This is a genomic window from Nocardia cyriacigeorgica (assembly GCF_010858045.1).
In the GTDB taxonomy this organism is placed as follows: Bacteria; Actinomycetota; Actinomycetes; order Mycobacteriales; family Mycobacteriaceae; genus Nocardia; species Nocardia cyriacigeorgica_E.
Genome location: NZ_JAAGVC010000006.1, coordinates 58,338 through 77,382 on the forward strand (window position 1 = coordinate 58,338; position 19,045 = coordinate 77,382).

15 protein-coding genes are annotated in these 19,045 nt (G+C 67.4%); 7 read left to right on the forward strand and 8 right to left on the reverse strand.

Features of this window, described 5'->3' with window-relative positions; all coding sequences use genetic code 11:
• The first annotated feature begins 202 nt into the window (after window positions 1-202).
• Complete coding sequence (locus tag GV790_RS08070) at window positions 203-1,261, forward strand: helix-turn-helix transcriptional regulator (protein WP_163812140.1); 1,059 nt, start codon at window positions 203-205, stop codon at window positions 1,259-1,261.
• A gap of 80 nt (window positions 1,262-1,341) precedes the next feature.
• A complete protein-coding gene (locus GV790_RS08075) occupies window positions 1,342-2,772 on the forward strand; it encodes an MmgE/PrpD family protein (RefSeq protein WP_163812142.1) in 1,431 nt (476 codons plus the stop codon).
• Window positions 2,773-2,833: 61 nt separating this feature from the next.
• Here GV790_RS08075 and GV790_RS08080 read toward each other — a convergent pair whose 3' ends face one another.
• From GV790_RS08080 to GV790_RS08110, 7 genes are all read right to left on the reverse strand, one after another.
• Window positions 2,834-4,441: a sigma-54-dependent Fis family transcriptional regulator gene (locus GV790_RS08080; protein ID WP_163812144.1), complete on the reverse strand. Its 1,608-nt coding sequence runs from the start codon at window positions 4,439-4,441 to the stop codon at window positions 2,834-2,836.
• A 133-nt stretch (window positions 4,442-4,574) separates the two neighbouring features.
• The gene (locus GV790_RS08085) at window positions 4,575-6,074 is read right to left on the reverse strand and encodes an aldehyde dehydrogenase (protein WP_163812146.1); all 1,500 of its coding nucleotides are present in this window, start codon (window positions 6,072-6,074) and stop codon (window positions 4,575-4,577) included.
• Window positions 6,075-6,188: 114 nt separating this feature from the next.
• Entirely contained in the window at window positions 6,189-7,445 is a 1,257-nt protein-coding gene (locus tag GV790_RS31625; protein WP_163812148.1) for a PucR family transcriptional regulator, read from the reverse strand.
• Window positions 7,446-7,590: 145 nt separating this feature from the next.
• Complete coding sequence (locus tag GV790_RS08095; RefSeq protein WP_163812150.1) at window positions 7,591-7,971, reverse strand: DUF742 domain-containing protein; 381 nt, start codon at window positions 7,969-7,971, stop codon at window positions 7,591-7,593.
• Window positions 7,968-8,408: a roadblock/LC7 domain-containing protein gene (locus tag GV790_RS08100; protein WP_163812153.1), complete on the reverse strand. Its 441-nt coding sequence runs from the start codon at window positions 8,406-8,408 to the stop codon at window positions 7,968-7,970. The genes GV790_RS08095 and GV790_RS08100 overlap by 4 nt, the downstream gene beginning before the upstream one ends.
• 17 nt (window positions 8,409-8,425) lie before the next feature.
• On the reverse strand, window positions 8,426-10,624 hold the full coding sequence (locus GV790_RS08105; protein WP_163812155.1) for a sensor histidine kinase: 2,199 nt from the start codon (window positions 10,622-10,624) through the stop codon (window positions 8,426-8,428).
• Window positions 10,625-10,952: 328 nt separating this feature from the next.
• Entirely contained in the window at window positions 10,953-11,666 is a 714-nt protein-coding gene (locus GV790_RS08110) for a GntR family transcriptional regulator (RefSeq protein WP_163812158.1), read from the reverse strand.
• Between the two features lie 276 nt (window positions 11,667-11,942).
• Here GV790_RS08110 and GV790_RS08115 point away from each other — a divergent pair, with 276 nt between their 5' ends.
• The 3 genes from GV790_RS08115 (at window position 11,943) to GV790_RS08125 (ending at window position 14,475) form a co-directional block, all read left to right on the forward strand.
• The gene (locus GV790_RS08115) at window positions 11,943-12,197 is read left to right on the forward strand and encodes a hypothetical protein (protein ID WP_163812160.1); all 255 of its coding nucleotides are present in this window, start codon (window positions 11,943-11,945) and stop codon (window positions 12,195-12,197) included.
• 4 nt (window positions 12,198-12,201) lie between these two features.
• Window positions 12,202-13,080 (forward strand): helix-turn-helix transcriptional regulator, encoded by an 879-nt coding sequence (locus tag GV790_RS08120; RefSeq protein ID WP_163812162.1) that lies wholly within the window; start codon window positions 12,202-12,204, stop codon window positions 13,078-13,080.
• A 180-nt stretch (window positions 13,081-13,260) separates the two neighbouring features.
• Window positions 13,261-14,475, forward strand: a complete 1,215-nt coding sequence (locus GV790_RS08125; protein ID WP_163812164.1) for a CoA transferase — start codon at window positions 13,261-13,263, stop codon at window positions 14,473-14,475.
• Between the two features lie 110 nt (window positions 14,476-14,585).
• On the opposite strand, the gene GV790_RS08130 is transcribed toward GV790_RS08125, so the two are convergent.
• Window positions 14,586-15,758 (reverse strand): CaiB/BaiF CoA transferase family protein, encoded by a 1,173-nt coding sequence (locus tag GV790_RS08130; RefSeq protein ID WP_163812166.1) that lies wholly within the window; start codon window positions 15,756-15,758, stop codon window positions 14,586-14,588.
• Window positions 15,759-16,041: 283 nt separating this feature from the next.
• Here GV790_RS08130 and GV790_RS08135 point away from each other — a divergent pair, with 283 nt between their 5' ends.
• Window positions 16,042-17,523 carry an aldehyde dehydrogenase gene (locus tag GV790_RS08135; RefSeq protein ID WP_163812167.1) on the forward strand — a complete coding sequence of 494 codons (1,482 nt, stop codon included), beginning with the start codon at window positions 16,042-16,044 and terminating at the stop codon, window positions 17,521-17,523.
• Between the two features lie 24 nt (window positions 17,524-17,547).
• Window positions 17,548-18,945, forward strand: a complete 1,398-nt coding sequence (locus GV790_RS08140; protein WP_163812170.1) for an MmgE/PrpD family protein — start codon at window positions 17,548-17,550, stop codon at window positions 18,943-18,945.
• Window positions 18,946-19,045: the final 100 nt, after the last annotated feature.

Here is a 19,045-nt window from a genome sequence, read left to right on the forward strand (position 1 = left end):
ACTGTGCGCATGATATTAAATATTTGGTGGCGCCGCTCACAAGCCCGGAGCACCGGGATCAACCGAATGCCGTATGCCGATGCGACCAGTGGATGATGCGGGCCAGGACTTCCGGGAACGAATCGGGCACATAAGCCCACCTAGCGACATATATTGAATATTCTGTGCCGCAGAGGTGAGGAACTGGAGCTGGTACTTCGCGATGGACATCAGGACCCCCAACCGTGCCGCAACCCTCGGCACTACGCTGGTGACCGGCTTGGCCGCACTCGCCTCCGACGCAGCCGAGATGCTCGGCCATCCGGTGAATCCGCCCGATCGGCACTCCGCTGAGTATGCGAGGCAGTTTCTGGCCCGGTTGCGGCTGTCCATTGCTGCCACACTCACGAACACGACTGCCGGGATCGATGCACGGGACGCGGGCGCACTACTGACCCGGATCCACGCGGCCGAGACCGACATCGCGGCAGCCGAGGCCGCCGCCGGAACGGACACCCTGCAACTGACCGCCCAGGCGATCGCTCGCCTACGCGGCGCGCGCGGCGTCGACGATCTGCTGAGCCGAGCGGCGGAGGCGCTCGGCGTGATGGGCTTCGATCGTGCGCTGGTCTCGACCGTCGAGGGAGTCCAGTGGCACTTGCACACCATGTTCATCACCGGCGACAAGAAGTGGGCCGACGATATCGTGGCGGCGGGCCGCGCATCCGCCCCGACCCTGGACGGGCAGCTGGTCGAGGCCGAGATCGTCGCACACGCCCGGCCGGGACTCGTCTTCGACGTCCAGCGCAATCCCCGGGTGGTGCGGCCGATCGTCGAGATCACCCATTGCAGTTCCTATGGCGTCGCCCCGGTGGTCGTGAACGGCTCCGTGGCCGGCCTGGTCCACGGCGACTACTACTTCCAGCAGCGCGAGGTCGATGCCGCCGCGCGCGCCATGCTCGCGGTCTTCGCCGAAGCACTGGGCAATGCGCTGGCCGGCGCGCGGCTACTCGACGGGCTCACCGCGCTGCGGACCGGCCTCGACCAGCTCAGCGGCGGCCTTCCTTCCGGTCAGGCCATGCCGGCGACCATGCTGTCCAGCCGCGAAATCGAGGTGGTCGACCTCCTGGCGGCGGGCAAGGCCAATCGGCAGATCGCGCGCGAGCTCGCCATCTCCGAGGCGACAGTGAAGACCCATATCACGCATATCCTGCGAAAGCTCGGCGCGGCCAATCGCGCCGAGGCGGTCGCGTACTGGCTGCGCCGAAGCACCGCACGCTGATATCGCCATCGGTCGGCAATGTATACATAATATATAAAGCAACGTACTTGCGAGATAGTTGTAGCCATGAGAGGACGACCATGAGCCCCACCATCGTCGAACAGCTGGCGCGATTCACCGCCGCCGCCGATTTCGACACCCTCCCACCGGAGGCGGTCGAGGAATCCAAACGGCTGCTCCTGGACGCGATGGGCTGCGCACTCGGCGCCGTCGACGAGCCTAAGGGCAAGATCGGCATCGAATACGGCAAGCTCACCGGCGGCTCCGACGGCGACGCGACGATCATCGGCACCGACCATCGCGTCTCGATCTTCGGTGCGTCCTTCGCCAATGGCGAGCTGATCAACGCACTCGACTTCGACGCGGTGCTGCCACCGGGGCACGTTTCGCCGTACGTGCTTCCGACCACAATGGCCATGGCCGAGAGCCGGGGCAGGTCGGGCCGGGACGTGCTGGCCGCGGTCGCGCTCTCGCACGAGATGTCCTATCGGTTCTACAAGGCGATGGATTATCTGCGCGATGTCCAGAACGATTCGATGGACCTGTCCCCCGTGATCGGCTACAGCGTCACCGTTTTCGGCGGCACGGCTGCCGCAGGCAAGCTGGCGGGCCAGTCCACCGAAACTCTCGCCAATGCGCTCGGCATCGCCGCCGCCATCGCCCCGGTCAATGCGATGCGGCCCTGGATCAAACACGCACCGAGCTCGACACTCAAGTATCTGCTCGCCGGCACCCTCACCCAGGCCACTCTGACGGCGGTCCATATGGCCGAATTCGGGCATACCGGCGACCTGCTGATCCTCGATGACGCCGAGGTCGGGTTCCGCAAGTTCATCGGCACCCGGCGCTGGGAACCGGACAACATCACCGACGGCCTCGGTACCGAATGGCGCTTCCTCGCCGAGCAGTCCTATAAGCCGTATCCGCACTGCCGGATTCTGCACGCGCCGCTGCACGCGCTCACCGAGATCCTCGAGACCCATGACATCGCTCCGAACGAGATCGACGCCATCCGCTGTTGGGGCGAGGCCGCGGTCATGCATCCGCTGTGGCAGAGCCGCATCATCGAAAAGACCCATGACGCGCAGTTCGACATCGCGCACGGCCTGTCGGTCGGCGCGCACCGGGTGGTGCCGAGCCGGGCCTGGCACGATCCGGAACTGGTGTTCAGCGAGTCGGTGATGGGGCTGATGGACAAGGTCACCTTCGCCCCGCATCCGGATTACTTCACCGCGCTGTCCGCGCATCCGTCCGCGCGGCCAACCCGAGTCGAAGTAGACGCGCGCGGAACGACTTTCACCGCGGAACGCACGTACCCCAAGGGCAGCCCCTCGCCCGATCCGTCCACCCTGATGACCACCGACGAGCTGATCGCCAAGTTCCGGGTCAACGCCGCAGACGTGCTGTCGGAATCGAGGATGGATCAGGTCGTCGAGGCCGTGCTAGAGGTCGACAAGATCGACGATTTCGGCACGGTCATGCGCCTGCTCGCACCGAACTCCCCGTCCTGACAAGGACCGAAGGCCCCGCTCTCGGAATGCGCCGGGAGCGGGGCCTTTCATTGCGGTCGCATCAGGCGATGCGCAGAGCCCGAATCCGGTTGTACAGGGTGGATCGGCTGACGCCAAGGGCCCGCGCGGCCTGGAGTTTGTTACCACCCGCGGCTTCGATCGCGGCGACGATGACTTCGCGCTCGGCTTCCTCGAACGGCGATCCCGGCGCAGGGCTGACCCGATGCGAGATCGGGAGGTCGGTCGGGATGATGTCACCGGCCGACCGCGCGGCGGCCGCGTGCTCGACCACACGCCGGAGTTCGGCGATATTTCCCCGCCAGGGCTGGGCGGCGAGCACCCGCAGCGACTCGGCGGTGAACCTCGTCCTGGTGTGGCCGGACACTTCGGCGAGCAGTTGCTGCGCCAGGGCGGGGATTTCGTGCCTGCGCCGGCGCAGCGGCAGCAGTTCCCGGCGATCATTGCACAACGCGGGCAGCGCGGCGTGCATCTCGTCCAGGTGGTCGCCCGGTGTCGAGGTCAGCACGACGTGGCGGTCGGTTTCCCGCAGCCGTTGGGCGAGTAGCGCGGTGAGCTGTTCGGAAAGCAGCTGGATGTTCTCCACGATCACTGCGGGGCCGTGGCCACCGAATGCTTGTTCGAGCCGCGACGCCCACGCCTTGTCGCCGACGAGCACCACCCTGGTCGCGTCGAGGCAGATCGGATCGGGGCCCGCAGCGGTCTTGGCCTCGGTGGTGCGCCCGGTGCCGGACTCGCCGATGACCAACAGCGGCCAGCGCACCGTGCGATCCGAGGTGGCTCCCAGCGGCCGGATCGCGCGATCCGGCGCGAGCTCGACCAGCACCCCGTCGGTACCGTCGATCGGCTCACAGGTCAGCGTGACGTCGAGACCCGAGGAGAGGGTGAGGCAATGGCTTTCGGCCGCACCGGCCCGGATGGACTCGGTACAGGCGCGCACGGCGGCGTGGTCGGCCGGTTCCAGGATGTCAAGGGCCGCGGGCGTGGCGAGCACCAGGCCGTCGCCGATGACGACGACCGGCCTGCTGCGTCTGCCGGCTGCCGCATGGAATGCGCTCATCAGCCTGGTCTGCGCCCGCGGCGACTCCTCGAGCAGACGCTCTTCGATATCGCCGACCACGCGCCGGGCCAGCGACGCGGACAGCCGATAGTCCGCCTCGAACTGCCCGCCGATACCCAGTACGCCTTCGAGCCGCCGGGTGATCGGATGGAAGATCGGATGCCCGTAACAGGTGAAGCCGCGAAACGCCGCCAGATAGTGGTCGGCCCCGCGCACGAGCAGGCTGCGCCGGATCTCCACCGGAGTGCCGAGCGCGTTGGTGCCGACGCGTTCCTCGCTCAACTGGACACCGGGGGCCAGACCCAAGGTATCGATCGCCCTGGTGATCTCGCGGGTCGCCCCGCGCACGTCGACCACCCGGGCGGTCTGATCGACGAGCACAACGGCGACGCTGCTGCCTTCGATATCGGAGAGGGTGCGCCGCAGCACCGGATGGGCGGCACGGGCCAGGCTCGTTTCGCTGCCCTTCGCCTCGATGTCCAGTCCGGGCGCACCGTGTTCATCGAGGCCATTGAGTCGCGAGCGAGTCCATGATGCCTGGATATCGGCGCGGAAGGAATCCGGGAGAGCCCGCAGCGAGGACCTGGTCACGCCGGCACCACCCTGTCTCGACGCATACGCACCTCGGTTGTAGCTGTGATCTGCATGACAACAGATATTTTATACAGAATCTATGATCTTTAGGCGCTTTCGGCCGCGACAGACATATCGCGGCACAGCGCGATCAGTTGCCCAGACCAGCGGTCTCGGCCGGTTCGTGCTCGAGCACCACCGTCTTGGTCTCCAGGAACGGCAAGAGCCCTTCGGTGCCGCCTTCACGCCCGATACCGGAGAGCTTGAAACCGCCGAAGGCGATGGAGAAGTCGGTGCGCGGGCCGTTGTGTCCGACGGTGCCGGTGCGCAGCTTGCGCGCCATCCGATAGGCGCGATCGGCATCGGTGGTGAACACCGACGCGTTGAGGCCATAGGGATTGTCATTGGCGAGGGCGACGGCGTGATCCTCGTTCTCGGCCGGGATGACGGCGAGCACCGGGCCGAAGATCTCCTCGGTCGCGATCACCGAGGAGTTGTCCACGCCGGCGAACACCGTCGGTTCCACGAAGAAGCCGCGGTCCAGATGGGCAGGCCGGCCACCACCGGTGATCAGCTCGGCGCCCTCGGATATGCCGGTGGCGATATAGGATTCGACGCGTTCGCGCTGGCGAGCAGAGGCCAGCGGGCCCATGTGCACCGATTCGTCGAACGGATCGCCCACCCGCAGTCCGCCCATGGCTGCCCCGAGCGCTTCGGCGAGCGCGTCGTGACGCTTCTCGGTGACGATGACGCGCGTCAGGCTATGGCAGACCTGGCCGGCCAGATAGCTGATCCCGCCGGCGAGCACCGCGGCAGCGGTCTCCAGGTCGTAGTCGTCGAGGATCAGCGCGGGAGACTTACCACCGAGTTCGAGCGTGCACCGCGCCATCCGATCGGCGCAGATCGCACCGATGGTCCGGCCCGCGGCGGTCGAGCCGGTGAAGGTCACCTTGTCGACGCCGGGATGGCGGACCAGCGACTCCGACACCGTGCGGTCGGCGGTCACCACATTGAGCACACCCGCGGGCAGCCCGACCTTGTCACAGATCTCGGCCAACAGGTACGCCGAGGTCGGTGCTTCCTGCGGAGCCTTCAGAACCACCGTGCACCCGGCCATAAGCGCGGGCGCGCATTTATAGGCCATGAGTCCGGCGGGTCCGTTCCACGGCACGATCGCCGCCACCACGCCCACCGGCTCGCGCACGAGCAGTCCGGCACCGCCTGCCGCGGGCTGGTGCGGCTCACGGAAGGCGAACGTCTCGGCCAGATCGGCGTATGCGTTGAACGCGCCGGACAGAAACAGCGGCAACCGGGTCTTGGCCAGGGCGTAGGTGATGCCGGACTCGATCGACCACAACCGGGCGAAGTCCTCGCCACGCAGGGTCAGCTCCGCGGCGATGGCCCGCAGGTATTCGGCACGTTCGGCCGGTGACAGCAACGGCCAGGGGCCCGAGTCGAACGCCCGGCGCGCGGCCACTACCGCGGCATCGACATCGCCGGCGCTCGCCGCGCCGACCGTCGTCACGATTTCCTCGGTACTGCAATTGATCACCTCGAAGCTCTCCGACGAGGACACCGGAACCCAGTTTCCATCGATGTAGGAGGCCTCGGGATGGGCCGGAAGACAACCGGCCACGACCGACTTCGTCATGAATGTCCTTCGGTTTCGGGCAGCCACTGCGCCGCTGTGACGCACGCTACCCATCTGTATATACTATATTTCATATGGGCGCGCCAGGGTGCCTGCCGGATATTCCCGGCGAGGTCAGCCGCGCGGCGGCGAGGCCAGATAGCTGCGGGCCACCAGCGCCGAACGCAGATGCCACAGCCCGTTGGACGGAGCGGTTTCGAATCCGGTCAGCGCGGCGATGCGCTTGAGCCGCGAATCGACCGTGTTGGGGTGCACATGCAGTGCGCGCGCCGTGAGCCTGCGATTCAAGCCGGTGGCGACATAGCGCGCGAGAGTTTCCAGCAGTTCCGGAAATTCGTCGATCGGATCGAGCAGCCCGGCCAGAAACGCACGGCCCGGCCCGGGCCTGGTCAACTGGTATTCCAGCGCGAGATCGGCGAAGCGATGCAGTACGCCGGTCATCTCGAGCCTTCGCACCATATCCAGCAGCCCGTGGGCGTGCTCGGTGCCGGCGGGAATATCGGTCACCTGGGCATGGACGACCGTCGCGGTGATCGGGACCCCGGCCGCCCGGGTGAGATCGTCGAACATGCGGTCCAACCTGGCGTCGTGGACGGTGCCCGGCACCAGCACGGTTCCGCCGTCGATCGACAACAGCGGCAGCGCCTGTCCGCCACTGGCGCGAGCGAGCTCGGCCTCGACGCGCTGCAGCGTGCGCCGGTCGGCGATCCTCGATTCACCGCCGGACCGCGCCCGCGGCGGCGGGATCATCAGTGCGAGCACCCAGTACTCGTCGTCGAGCTCGATGCCGCATTCGCGCGCCGTCGTCGAGATGGACTCGCCACTGATCAATGCCGCGGCCAAGGTACGCGGCGCGCCATGGCGCGGATCGATCGCCGAACGCATTTCCCGCACATAGCCTTGCGACACCGTTGAGGTCACCAGGTCGAGCAGGTCGATGACGGCTCCTGTGGTGCGCCGCAGCTCGGCGCGGGCCTCTGGTGTCGGGTCGTTCGAATCGGGAGTGTCGCGCCGCGCGATCAGATCGAGGCCGACCCGCAGCGCATCGTGCACGGCGTGCAGCACGGTGTCGATCATGATTCCCTGCCGGGCCCATCGGGCACCGGCCTGCGCCAGCTGCTCGATTCCTTCGCCGCCGTCGGCGGCGCCGATCGCCAGCCGCAAGCATTCACGGCTGAGCGCGGTCTCGCCGCGCCGGATGCCGGCCGACTGCTCACGTAGGGCGATGCCGACGGTGAAATGCGCTGCCAGCCGCTGAGCGAGGCGGTCGATATCGACCAGGCCGTCCACCACCGGTTGCGACAACGATGGCTCACCACCGGCGAGATGGGTCTCGATCAGTTCGTCACGTGTTGCTAGTTTCTCCGGCACCGATGACTCCTCTGGCGTCGCGCTGCCAACGCGCGGATGTTGCTGGCTTCCAGCGACCATAGAGTCGGCGATGGCCCGGCGATGTCCAACTATCTGGACAGTTCACCAGCCGAGCAGGGGGCCGGCGCGGCTGTTTCCGACGTCGTCAGAGCCGGCGCAGGCCATCGAGTACTGCCCGGATGAGATCGGGATCCGGGCCCGCGTCGGGCGGGGGCGGAGACCGGAACAGCACATAGCCGGCCGCTACGAGATCACCGACGAGCACCTTGACAGTGACGACGAGCAGCCCCAGATGCGCTGCGAGCTCGGCGATCGACAGCGGCCGGTCGCGGCACAGACGGTAGATCTGCACATACTCGCGTTCAAGAGCATTCATCTCGTCCTCGGAACCGATCGAGATCACCAGCGTGAGCAGGTCCAGGTCTGGAAGCCCACGGCCCGCCCTGCCCCGGGTCAGCGCGAACGGCCGGACGAGGGGCCCTGGATCGTCGTCCGGACGCGATACCTGATCCGGATCATCACTCACGGCACATGCGTTGCGCCGGTTGTCACCGAAGTACGCGGCGCGGCAGACAGATGCTCGCGCACCCGCCCGACGATCACGGTCATCTCATAGGCGAGCAGGCCCAGGTCGGAATCGATATCGGCGAGCATCGCGAGACAGGCGCCGTCACCCGCCTCGCTGACGAGCAGGTAGCCGTACTCGAGTTCGATCACCGTCTGATGCAGCGCCCCTTTGCCGAACCGGTTGCCGACCCCGCGACCCAGGCTGTGCAGGGCCGAAGCCATCGCGGCGAGGTGTTCGACGTCTTCGCGTCCGATCCCGTCCGAACCGGCCATCGCCAGTCCGTCCGCGGACAGGACCACCGCACACTCGGCTCCGGCTGTGCTGTTCACCAAACCGGTGAGCAACCAGTCGAGACTGCCGCCCGGCCCGGGGTGACCCATCATGTCGTTGTTCATGTTCAGACCGTTCCTGCTCAGTCGTCGGGATGGTGGGTGGCTCGACGGGCCTGCCTGGTTCCGCGTTGCAGCGATGACATCGCAGCACGCACCGAACCCGGCGCGCGGACCCGGCCGCGCGCGCCGAAAGGTGCGGCAGCGCCGGGCGATTCGATGGCGGGAGTCCGTACCTGCGGTACCAGGGGGCCCGGCCCGCCCCGCCGGGACGGCAGTCGGCCCACACCCTGGAGCGGGGCCATATCCGGGGCATCGACGACCACGGCGGAGTGCTCGCGTTCGAGCAGCGCCCACGGCAGAAGCACGATCGCGTTGACGCCCCCGTACGCCGATTCCTGCAAACTCACCGTCACGCCGTGCCTGGCGGCCAACCGGCTCACCACGAACAGCCCGAGGTGACGCTCACCCGCCAACGCCATGTCATGGAACTGCGGCGGATGGGCCAGCAGCCGATTCAGCCGGGCGCGCTCGTCGAATCCGAGACCGAGCCCCTGGTCCTCGATCTCGACCACCACTCCCCTGCCCACGGAATTGCCGTGGATCGCGACCGGTGCGTCCGGCGGCGAGAACGCCGTCGCATTGTCGATCAGCTCGGCGAGCAGATGGATCAGATCCGCGACAGCCGCTCCGAGCACCCGCACCGCCGGTTGCCGAACCGCCCCGACCCGCGCATAGCCCTCGGTCTCCGATACCGCCCCGCGCACGACGTCGTCGAGGGCGATCGCATCGCGCCACCGCCGTCCGGGGCGTCGCCCGCCGAGAATCAGCAGATTCTCGGCATTGCGCCGGGCCCTGGTGGCCAGGTGATCGAGCTGGAACAGCAGCTCGAGATCCTCCGGGTTCTCCTGTCTGGCTTCGGCGACGTCGAGGATCTCCAGCTGCCGGCGCACCAGCGCCTGGCTTCGGAAGGCGATGTCGAGGAACACCCGGTTGAATCCGTCGCGCGTGCGGGCCTCGGCCACGGCGGCATCGATGGCTGTGTGCTGAGCCAACGCGAAAGCCTCCGCGACCTGGCCGATTTCGTCGCCGCCACGATCGACCACCGCGGTCTCGGCCGCCACATCGACGCGCTCGCCCTGATGAATGCTCTGCACTATCGCGGGCAGCCGGTCGCGGGCAAGGGCGAGGCTGGCCGAACGCAATGCGCGCAGGCGGCGCAGCAGTCGATTGGCCGACGCGAGCGACAGCAGCACGGCGATGGCGGTGACGGCGAGCATGAGACCTGCGGCAATCGCGAGCTGCCAGAGCATCCGGTCGGCAGCTTGCCGAGTCATCCCGAGCGATACCCGGAACTGCTCACGCATCAAGGCATTCAGGCCGGCGCCGATGTTCTGTTCGGCGGTCAGCCACTCGGCGTGCGGCATCGTCATCGTGCCGCGCTCGGCCAACTCGTCTTCCGCCGCCGCGGCACGCTGCCAGTCGGGCCCGTCGATCAGCGCGCGCACACCCGCCCGCACCTGCGGCGCGAGGCGAGTGCCCAGGGCATCGAACTGCTCGCGGTAGATGCCGAGGAGCTGCGCGAGGAACCGCTGCTCGGGCTCCGACAGCACCCGTCCGCCGGCACCGGTCACGAAACCGACCACGCGGGAATGGTTTTCGGCCGCACGTGCCAGCGCCATCGCGGTGAGCTCGGCATCCATCGTCTCGATGCCGGAGGATTTGTGTCGTGGCGATTCGTCACCGGCGTCCAGCGTGGCGTCGAGTAGACCGCTGTAATACCGGTCGATCGACTCGATCGTGGCGTGGCCGCTGTCGACGGAATGGCGCAGTGCCGCTATTCCCGCGAGCCGATCACCCAGCGTGCGAATGGACTCCGCCCCCGTGTTCTGGTCGATGTCCTGGGCACCGGCGGCGATGCGGGTGGTCTCCTGGATCGCTCGATCGGTCGCGTCGCGGCCGGCCCGCAGTTGCTCCTGCGCCGTGGCGGATGGCGTCAACGCGGCCATACTCGCAGTCCGTTCGGATTGCACCGCGTCGACGAAGCTCAGCAGCGAGTCCATCGACGTCGCACGGTAATCCGCCCATCGCTGCACCGAACGGGCCTGGACGCCCAGTGCAGCGACCAGGACCGCGCCGCTGAGGAACAGCACTGCGCTCGGGATGAGCGCGATCGCCAGAATTCGGGTGCGGACACTGGAGCCGAAGCGTGCGCGCCACGCGCCGCGCCGCCGCGCATCACGCGGCTGCTCGTCGATACCGGGTTCAGCTTCCGATGCCACCAGCGAGGTTCCTCCGGGAAGCCGGTTCGCGCGGGTCCGGCGTGGTGGGCGCGGTGTGGTCCGCGCGCCGGGAATGGCCGAAAACGGTGCCGGACATCAGGACACGCTCCTCCGTCTACCTCGAGCAGGCACCGTCGCCCGCCGGAACTATGCACAATATAGTTTCACTACGTACGGTGGACTGCTGCTTCTGACTTTCCATCCCCGACACCAGGTTCGGTTATGAAATGTCACAGCAGGGCCGATGCACCCCGGTTCGCCCGCATGCCGGGGTTACCCAGCAACGACAAAGGACCCCGTCATCGACGGGGTCCTTTGTCGAACAGAGCTACGCGCTGGCCTTTTCCTCGCCCGCCCACATGCCCTGCTTCTCCAGCATGGCGATGAGTTCATCGGCTCCCGACATGATGTGATCGCGCATCAGCGTGCTCGCGGCCTTCGCCCGGCGCTTCCGCAACGCCTCCAGGATGGCCGGATGGAAATGCAGCGTCTCGTTGGCATGGCCCTCGATGTTTCCGTAGAAACGGTTGGGCAGCTGCTTCACGATCGAACCGAGCAGCATCGCGAGGCGGCGGGAATCCGCCGCGAGATTGATCGTCCGGTGGAACTCGTGGCCGAGGGTGACGATCCGCTCCGAGTCGTCGCCATCGGCGATCGCCTTCTCGTGCGCTTCCACGATGTCGGACAGATGCGACAGCTGCGCCGGGGTGATGGTTTTCGCCGCCCGCCCGGCCAATTCACCGGCCAGGGTGGCCTGCGCCCAGAACAGATCGCGCACGTCCTGACGACTGAAGGCCGAGACCATGAACCCGCGCCGTGGCACGAGTTCGACGAAACCCTCGCCGCTGAGCAGCAGTAGGCCTTCGCGCACCGGGGTATTACTGACGCCGACGGCCTCGGCGATGGGCTCGGTCCGCAGGAACTCGCCGGTCCGCACGCGCCCGGAGATGATCAGCTCCCGCACATAACTGGCGACGTCCTCGGAGAGCTGCTGACGCTGGGAGTTCGCGCGGCGCGGCAGTCCCCGCGTAGTCGATTCCATGAAGGGCCGGTCCTTTCCCGTGGGCACGTCTACGCATTATGCCCCACCATGTCCGGTGCGAAGGCCAAGCATTCCACATTTGAGGCAAGCCGCGCGCCGCCAATAAGACCGCATCACCGAAAAAGGGGTTCCAAATATTTGATATGATATATATCATTCTCTTTAGCGAGGGCGGTGGCTCCCCCGGATGACAGTAGGACTCCCTGAGCGCCGGGCCGAAACCTTTCCTCCTCGCGCCCCAGTTCCACAGACACCACGCTCGTCGGAGGATCGAAAATGAACGTGATGATCGAGATGACCGCGTTGTGCCTGTCACGTCCCCGTCGCGGAGCCGACCCGGGAGCGCTCGCGGCCTGGTACGCGGCGAAGGCGCGACTGCACGAGCACCTCGCCGGGCAGGGCGGACCCGACTGCGCCGAGGAGCGCAGGCTCGCGGAGTCGGCGCGCAAGCGGGCGTCGAGCTTGGCCGCCGCGGCCGGCGACTGGGAAGAAACTCTCCCAGGTTCGGCTTCCGTGCAGCGCCTACCGTAGAAGAATGACCGACAGAGCGCCCCACCTGCGTGAGCTCGGTGGATTCCTCAAGGCCCGGCGCGGTGAGATCTCCCCCGCCGAGGTCGGGCTACCCGTGCACGGCGCCGCGCCGCGGCGGGTCAGCGGCCTGCGTCGCGAGGAGGTCGCCGATCTGGTCGCCATCAGTCACGACTACTACACCCGGATCGAGCAGGGCAGGCTCGCCCCCTCGGAGCCGGTGCTCGACGCACTGGTCCGGGTGCTGCGTCTGGACGACGACCAGCGCGACTACGTCCGCAGCCTCGCCCAGCGCGGGGAAAGGCGGCAGGCCAAACGTGCCAGCAAGGCCGTACGCCCGCAATTGCAGCGCCTGCTCGACCAACTCACCGACACTCCGGCCCTGATCTTCGGCCGCTACCTCGACATCCTCGCCTGGAATCGCCTGGCATGCGCACTACTGACCGACTTCGACGCGATGAATCCGCGCCAGCGCAATTACGTCCGCATGGTTTTCACCGATCCCGCGATGCGTGAGCTCTACGCCGATTGGGAGGGCGTGGCGCGCACCTGTGTCGCCATCCTGCGCATGGAAGCGGCCGCCAACCCCAGCGACGCGCAACTGTCGTCGCTGGTCGGGGAATTGTCCATCGCCGATGCCCAGTTCCGGCAGTGGTGGGCCGCACGCCACGTCGCGCGCCAGGAATTCGGAACCAAAACCCTGCACCACCCAGAAGTCGGCGATCTGACCCTGAACTGGGACACCTTCCGCTATGCCGGCGATCAGGATCAACAGCTCGTGCTCTGGTCGGCCGAACCGGGCAGCACCTCGCACGACAAACTGCGCATCCTCACCTCGTGGTCGGCGCCCCATCACAGCCGCGAGACGGGCGATCTTCCGAGCTGAGCGCCGGCGGCCCAACGCCGCATACCGCACCCGAACTCGTGATGCATAATATATTTTGTCACTACTATGGCCGAACGAAAGAGTGAGCGATATGCGCCAGCCACCCCGCACCGGCACTCCCGAACGAACCACAGCCCATTGCTGTTTCACCGGCTGCGTGCCGTCGGCAGGGGTGCGGGCATGAGCACCCAACCGTTGTCCGGCCTGCGAGTCGTGGAATTCGCCAGTTTCGTCGCCGGCCCGTTGGCGGGCATGACACTTGCGCAGTTGGGAGCCCAGGTCATCCGAGTCGACCCACTGCGCGGCGGACCGGACTATCGACGCTGGCCGGTCGCGGCGGGCAGCGGGGCGAGCCTCTACTGGAATTCGCTCAATCGGGGCAAACAGTCCGTGGCGGTCGACGTCCGTAGCGAGCAGGGCCGGGAACTGGTGCTGGCCTTGGCGACTGCGCCGGGAGCCGATGCCGGCGTCGTGATCGACAACGCCGTGGGCCGCCCGTGGTTCTCCTATGAGGCGCTGGCCGCGCGCCGGGCCGACGTGATCAAAGTGCATATCGGCGGCCAGGCCGGCGGCGGGCCCGCCGTCGACTACACGGTGAACACCGAGGTCGGCGTCACCGACCTGACCGGCCCCGCCGACTCCCGCACCCCGGTCAACCACGTGCTGCCCGCATGGGACCTGATCGCGGGAATGACCGCCACCACCGCGGTGCTTTCGGCGCTGCACCACCGCGAACGCACCGGGCAGGGCGCGCATCTCCAGATCGCCTTGGCCGACGTGGCACTCGCCGGGGTCGCCAATCTGGGCTGGCTCAGTGAAGTGCGCGAACGCGGGGACCGGCCACGGCATGGCAATTACATGTACGGCTCGTTCGGCGCCGATTTCGTCACCGCCGACGACGAACGGGTCATGGTCGTCGCACTGACACCGCGCCAGTGGCAGGCATTGTGTACCGCGACCGAGACCGCCGAGGTGATCGGCGCGCTCGAGCAGACGATCGGCGTCGATTTCGCCGACGAGGCACACCGCTACACCCACCGCGAGACCATCGCCGCGGTCATGCGGCCCTGGTTCGCCGACCGCACCATCGATACCGCCGGTAAAGCACTTACCGAGGCGGGTGTGCTGTGGAGCCGCTACCGCCGGATGAGCGATGTGGTGGCCGATTTCGAGGCCCGCGCGGCCAGCAGGGTGCTCACCGAACTCGACCAGCCCGGCATCGGCCCGGTCATCTCCGCCCACAGCCCGATTCGCGAAGGGACGCAGTACGGTCCCGTCGCCGCCGCCTCGGCCCTCGGCGCCGACACCGAGCAGGTGCTCGCCGAGGTGCTCGGCCTCGGCGACAGCGAGCTCACCCGCTTGCGTGACGGCGGAATCATCGGGGTCGCCGAATAGCCGACCGGCGGCCTACCCCCAGACGACAGTGGCCGGGCGGTGTGCGGGTACAGCGTTGTACGCGCACACCGCCCGGCCACTGTCACGTGTGGGCGGGCGCACCCGCTCCGTCACGAATCGGCATAGAGCACGCCGGACGCCAGCAGTTCGTCGACCTTGCCCGACGGATACACTTCGGCCGCGACGGCGCGGGTGTCCGCACCCACCCGCGGCGCCACGCCCGGACGGTCGGGGCGTTCGCCGTCGAAGCGCCACGGCGGGCGCAGCAGCGCCAGGCCGTCGTCCTGCGGTTCCACCATGCCGAGCCAGTCGACCTGTTCGTGCTCGACGTAGCCCGTCATCGTCAGCACCGGAGCGAACGGGACATCCTCCGCGGTGAGCGCCTTCTCCCATTCCTCGGTGCTGCGGTGGACGAACTCGGCCTCGACGATCCCGGCGAGGGTGAAGTAGTTGGCCTCGCGCGGCCGGTATTCGGCGAACCGCGGGTCCTCGGCCAGATCAGTTCGATCCATGGCTCGGCACAGGGCTTGCCAGAATTTCTGCGACGACGACAGGTGGATGGCGAGGAAATCGCCGGAGGCGGTTTTGACGCAGAAGTTCTGCGCCTGTGGATGCCTGCTCTGCCGGGTCGGATCGGCACCGAGTTCGAAGGCCTGGGTGATGCCGTCGGTGGCGAGGACGCTGACCGCTTCCATGATCGATGTCTCGACTTGCTGGGGTTGCCCGGTGCGCAGTCTGCCTACCAGCGCGGCCAGCACCCCGGTCGCGGTGCTCAGCCCGGTGATCAGGTCAGCGTTCAAGCCGCCGGCCAACTGCGGGTTCCCTTCATCACCGAGCAGCGAGTACAGCCCGCCGAATGCCTGACCGATGGTGTCGTAGGCCGGCCGGTTCGCCAATGGACCCCCGTTACCGAAGCCGGTGACCGACCCGTAGACGATGTCGGGACGCAGGGCACGGCAATCCTCCGGGCCGAGCCCCATCGCCGCGACTTTGCCTGGGCGCATATTCTCCAGCACCACATCGAAACGCGGCACCAGCGCCCGCACCAGGGCCACGCCCTCCGGGCGCTTCAAATCGACCGCCAGGCTGCGCTTGCCGGTGTTGTACTGCCGGAAATACGGACTGGCGTCGTTCTGATGACGCCGGAAATCCTCGCCGACGACCGGTCGTTCCACCTTGACGACCTCGGCGCCGAGCGCACACAGGAACGACGTCGCGAACGGGAGCGAGATGTAGCCCCCGAGCTCCAGGACCCGGATCCCGTCCAGCGGCTTGTGCTGCATGCGTGCCTCCACTCTCAGTTGCTCATATTATATATTATGATCGGCCTCGGAGGTGTCAACGGTCACAGCGGTCGACTGGACGTGGGACTCATGAGCGAAGCTACCCGCAGCGCTCCGGACATCCTCCGGGCGCGGAATCACGAACCGATCCGGTCGTTAATATCATATACTTTGTATGACCGGCATCACGCTGCGGTGGACGGCGTCCACCGCCGGATGGGATCAGCGAATTCACCTCGCACCCGCCGTTGAGCCGACATACCGACAAGGAGCTTGGCAACCCATGAGTACCGACACAGGCGTATGGCAGGGGCACTACGACCAACTGTTCATCGGCGGTGAATGGACCACACCGGCATCGAACCGCACCATCGAGGTCGTCTCACCCGCCACCGAGCAGGTGATCGCCTGCGTCGCCGAGGGCGTGGAGGCCGACGTCGACGCCGCCGTCGCGGCGGCGCGTTCGGCCTTCGACCGCGGCCCGTGGCCGCGCAGCGAACTCGCCGAGCGCATGGCCGTACTCGGCCGGGTCAGCCAGGCGCTGGCCGCCCGCCAGGACGACATCGCCCGGCTGGTCAGCACCGAGATGGGCTGTCCGATCACCTTGTCGAATACGATGCAGGCCGCCGGCCCGCGCTTGCTGCTCGACGCGTTCCTGGAACTGGCCCCGCAGTATCCGTGGACCGACACCCGCCGATCGGCGACCGGGAATGCCCTGGTCACCCGCGAGCCCGTGGGCGTGGTGGCCGCGATCGTGCCGTGGAACGCTCCCCTGCTGATCAGCATGATCAAACTCGCGCCCGCGCTGCTGAGCGGATGCACCGTGGTGCTCAAACCGGCGCCGGAATCGGCGCTGTCGGCCTATCTGCTCGCCGAGATCTTCGCCGAAGCCGGCCTCCCGGAGGGCGTGCTCAGCATCGTCAACGCGGGCCGGGAGGTCAGCGAATACCTGGTGCGGCACCGCGGCGTCGACAAGGTGTCGTTCACCGGCTCGACCGCGGCGGGCCGGCGCATCGCGGCGATCTGCGGTGAAGACCTGCGGCGGGTCACCCTCGAACTGGGCGGCAAGTCGGCGGCGGTGCTGCTCGACGACGTCGACCTCGATGTCGCCGTGCCGGCCATCCGAGCACTCTCACTGCGCAACAGCGGCCAGGTCTGTAGCAACAAGACCAGGATCGTGGTCGCGCGCTCGCGCCGTGACGAACTGCTCGACCGCCTGCGCGCGATGGTGGATTCGATGCCAGTGGGCGACCCGTTCGATCCGGCGACCGAAGTCGGCCCACTGGTGAGTTCCGCACAACGCGCACGGGTCGAGGGATATATCACCGCCGCCAGGGATTCCGGCGCGAAGCTGCTCGTCGGCGGCGGCCGACCGACCGGGCTCGATCGTGGCTGGTATGTCGAGCCGACCATCTTCACCGATGTCGATCCCGATGCGAAGATCGCTCAGGAAGAGGTCTTCGGGCCGGTGCTCACCGTACACACCTTCGGCACCGAGTCCGAAGCGATCGACATCGCCAACAACTCCTCCTACGGGCTCAACGGGTCTGTGTTCGCCGCCGACCCCGAACACGCACTCGCCGTGGCGAGGCATATCCGCACCGGCACAGTGGAACTCAACGGCACCCCGGCCGGGTTCCACGCGCCGATGGGCGGTTTCAAGAACAGCGGCATCGGCCGGGAAGCGGGCATCGAGGGTTTCGACGCGTATGTCGAGATCAAGTCCTACGGCCTGCCGCCGGCACTGCTGGACACCCTGAGCTGATTCGGCCCTTTCGAAAGGTTCTCCATGTCAACCCCTTCCCCGCTCGAGACCGCCGTGGCGCGGCTGGTCACCGACCTCGACTACGACTCCATCCCGGCCGCTGCGCTCGACGGTGCCCGCCGCCTGATGCAGGACCAATTGGGCGTGCAGATCGGGTGCGCCGCGCTGCCGTGGAGCCGGACGGTCCTCGAGCTGACCCGCGGCTCGCACGCTCCCGGCAGCGCCCATGTGACTGCCTCCGACGAGACGATGAGCGCAGCCGACGCGGCCTTCGTCAACGCCACCTACGGTCACGGCTTCGAATACGACGACGCCCACCGTGCCAGCTCCAGCCACCCCGGTAGCACCGTGGTCTCGGCCGCCATCGCGGTCGGCGAGGAACTCGGCGCCTCGATGGCCGAGGTGATCGCAGGCATCGTCGCCGGCTACGAGGTCTACACCAGGATCGGCATCCTTGCGGCACCGCAGCTGCTCGAACGCGGTTTCCATCCGCACGGCGTGCTGTCGGCATTCGGCGCCGCCGCCGTGGTCGCGAAGATGCGTGGCTTCGATGTCGAGCGCACCGTGCACGCACTGTCGATCGCGATGAGCCACAGCTCGGGAACAACCGAGTACACCTCGACGGGCGGTTCGGTGAAGCGCCTGCATTCGGGTATCGGCACCCGCAACGGCATCCGCGCTGCGGAGATGGCCGCGGCGGGCATCACCGGGCCCACCACCTTCCTCACCGGACCCAAGGGGTTCTATCGCACCTTCGCCGGCCGTCCCGTCGACGAGGCCGCTGCCGAGGCAGCGTTCGCGCCCGGCGCATCGTTCGAGATCGAGCGCGTGTGGATCAAGCCGCACTGCTGCTGCGGCATCAACCACGCCTATATCGACGGCGCCCAGCAGCTGGCCGCCCGGGCCGCCGACGTCGAATCCATCCGCCTCGGCATCCAATCCGGCGGTGACGTGATCATCGGCACGCAGAACGCCAATGCCTACGCCCCGCAGACCATCGAACACCTCCAGTACAGCCTGCCGTTCCAGTTCGCCCTGGCCATGCTCGGGCGCGGCAACGGATTCCGCACCCACCACGACTACATGCGCGGGCGGCTGGACCTCTCAGAGGGCAGCGAAATCGCCGAGCTGGCGCGGCGGGTCAGCATCGAGGTGGACACCGAGCTCGATACCGCCTACCCCGGTCGCTGGGTCGCCGACCTCACGGTCACCTATCGCGACGGGTCCAGTGATCACATCTTCGTCGACAGCCCACGCGGCACCGCGGAAAACCCGATGTCACAGCCGGATCTGGATGCCAAGTTCCGCGATCTCACCGTTGCCGGTATGGGCGTCGAACGCAGCGAGGCCCTGCTGACCGCGATCAAGGCCGGTGATCCGGCCACCAAGGTCACCGAGTTCGCCGCCCTGCTGCGCGACTGACCCGAAAGATCCTGGTCGGGCCCGCAATGTCGCGGGCCCGACCAGGGTTTCTCGAATCTGCCGGGTTGTGGTTGTCGTCCCAGGGGCCAGAAGGATCGGA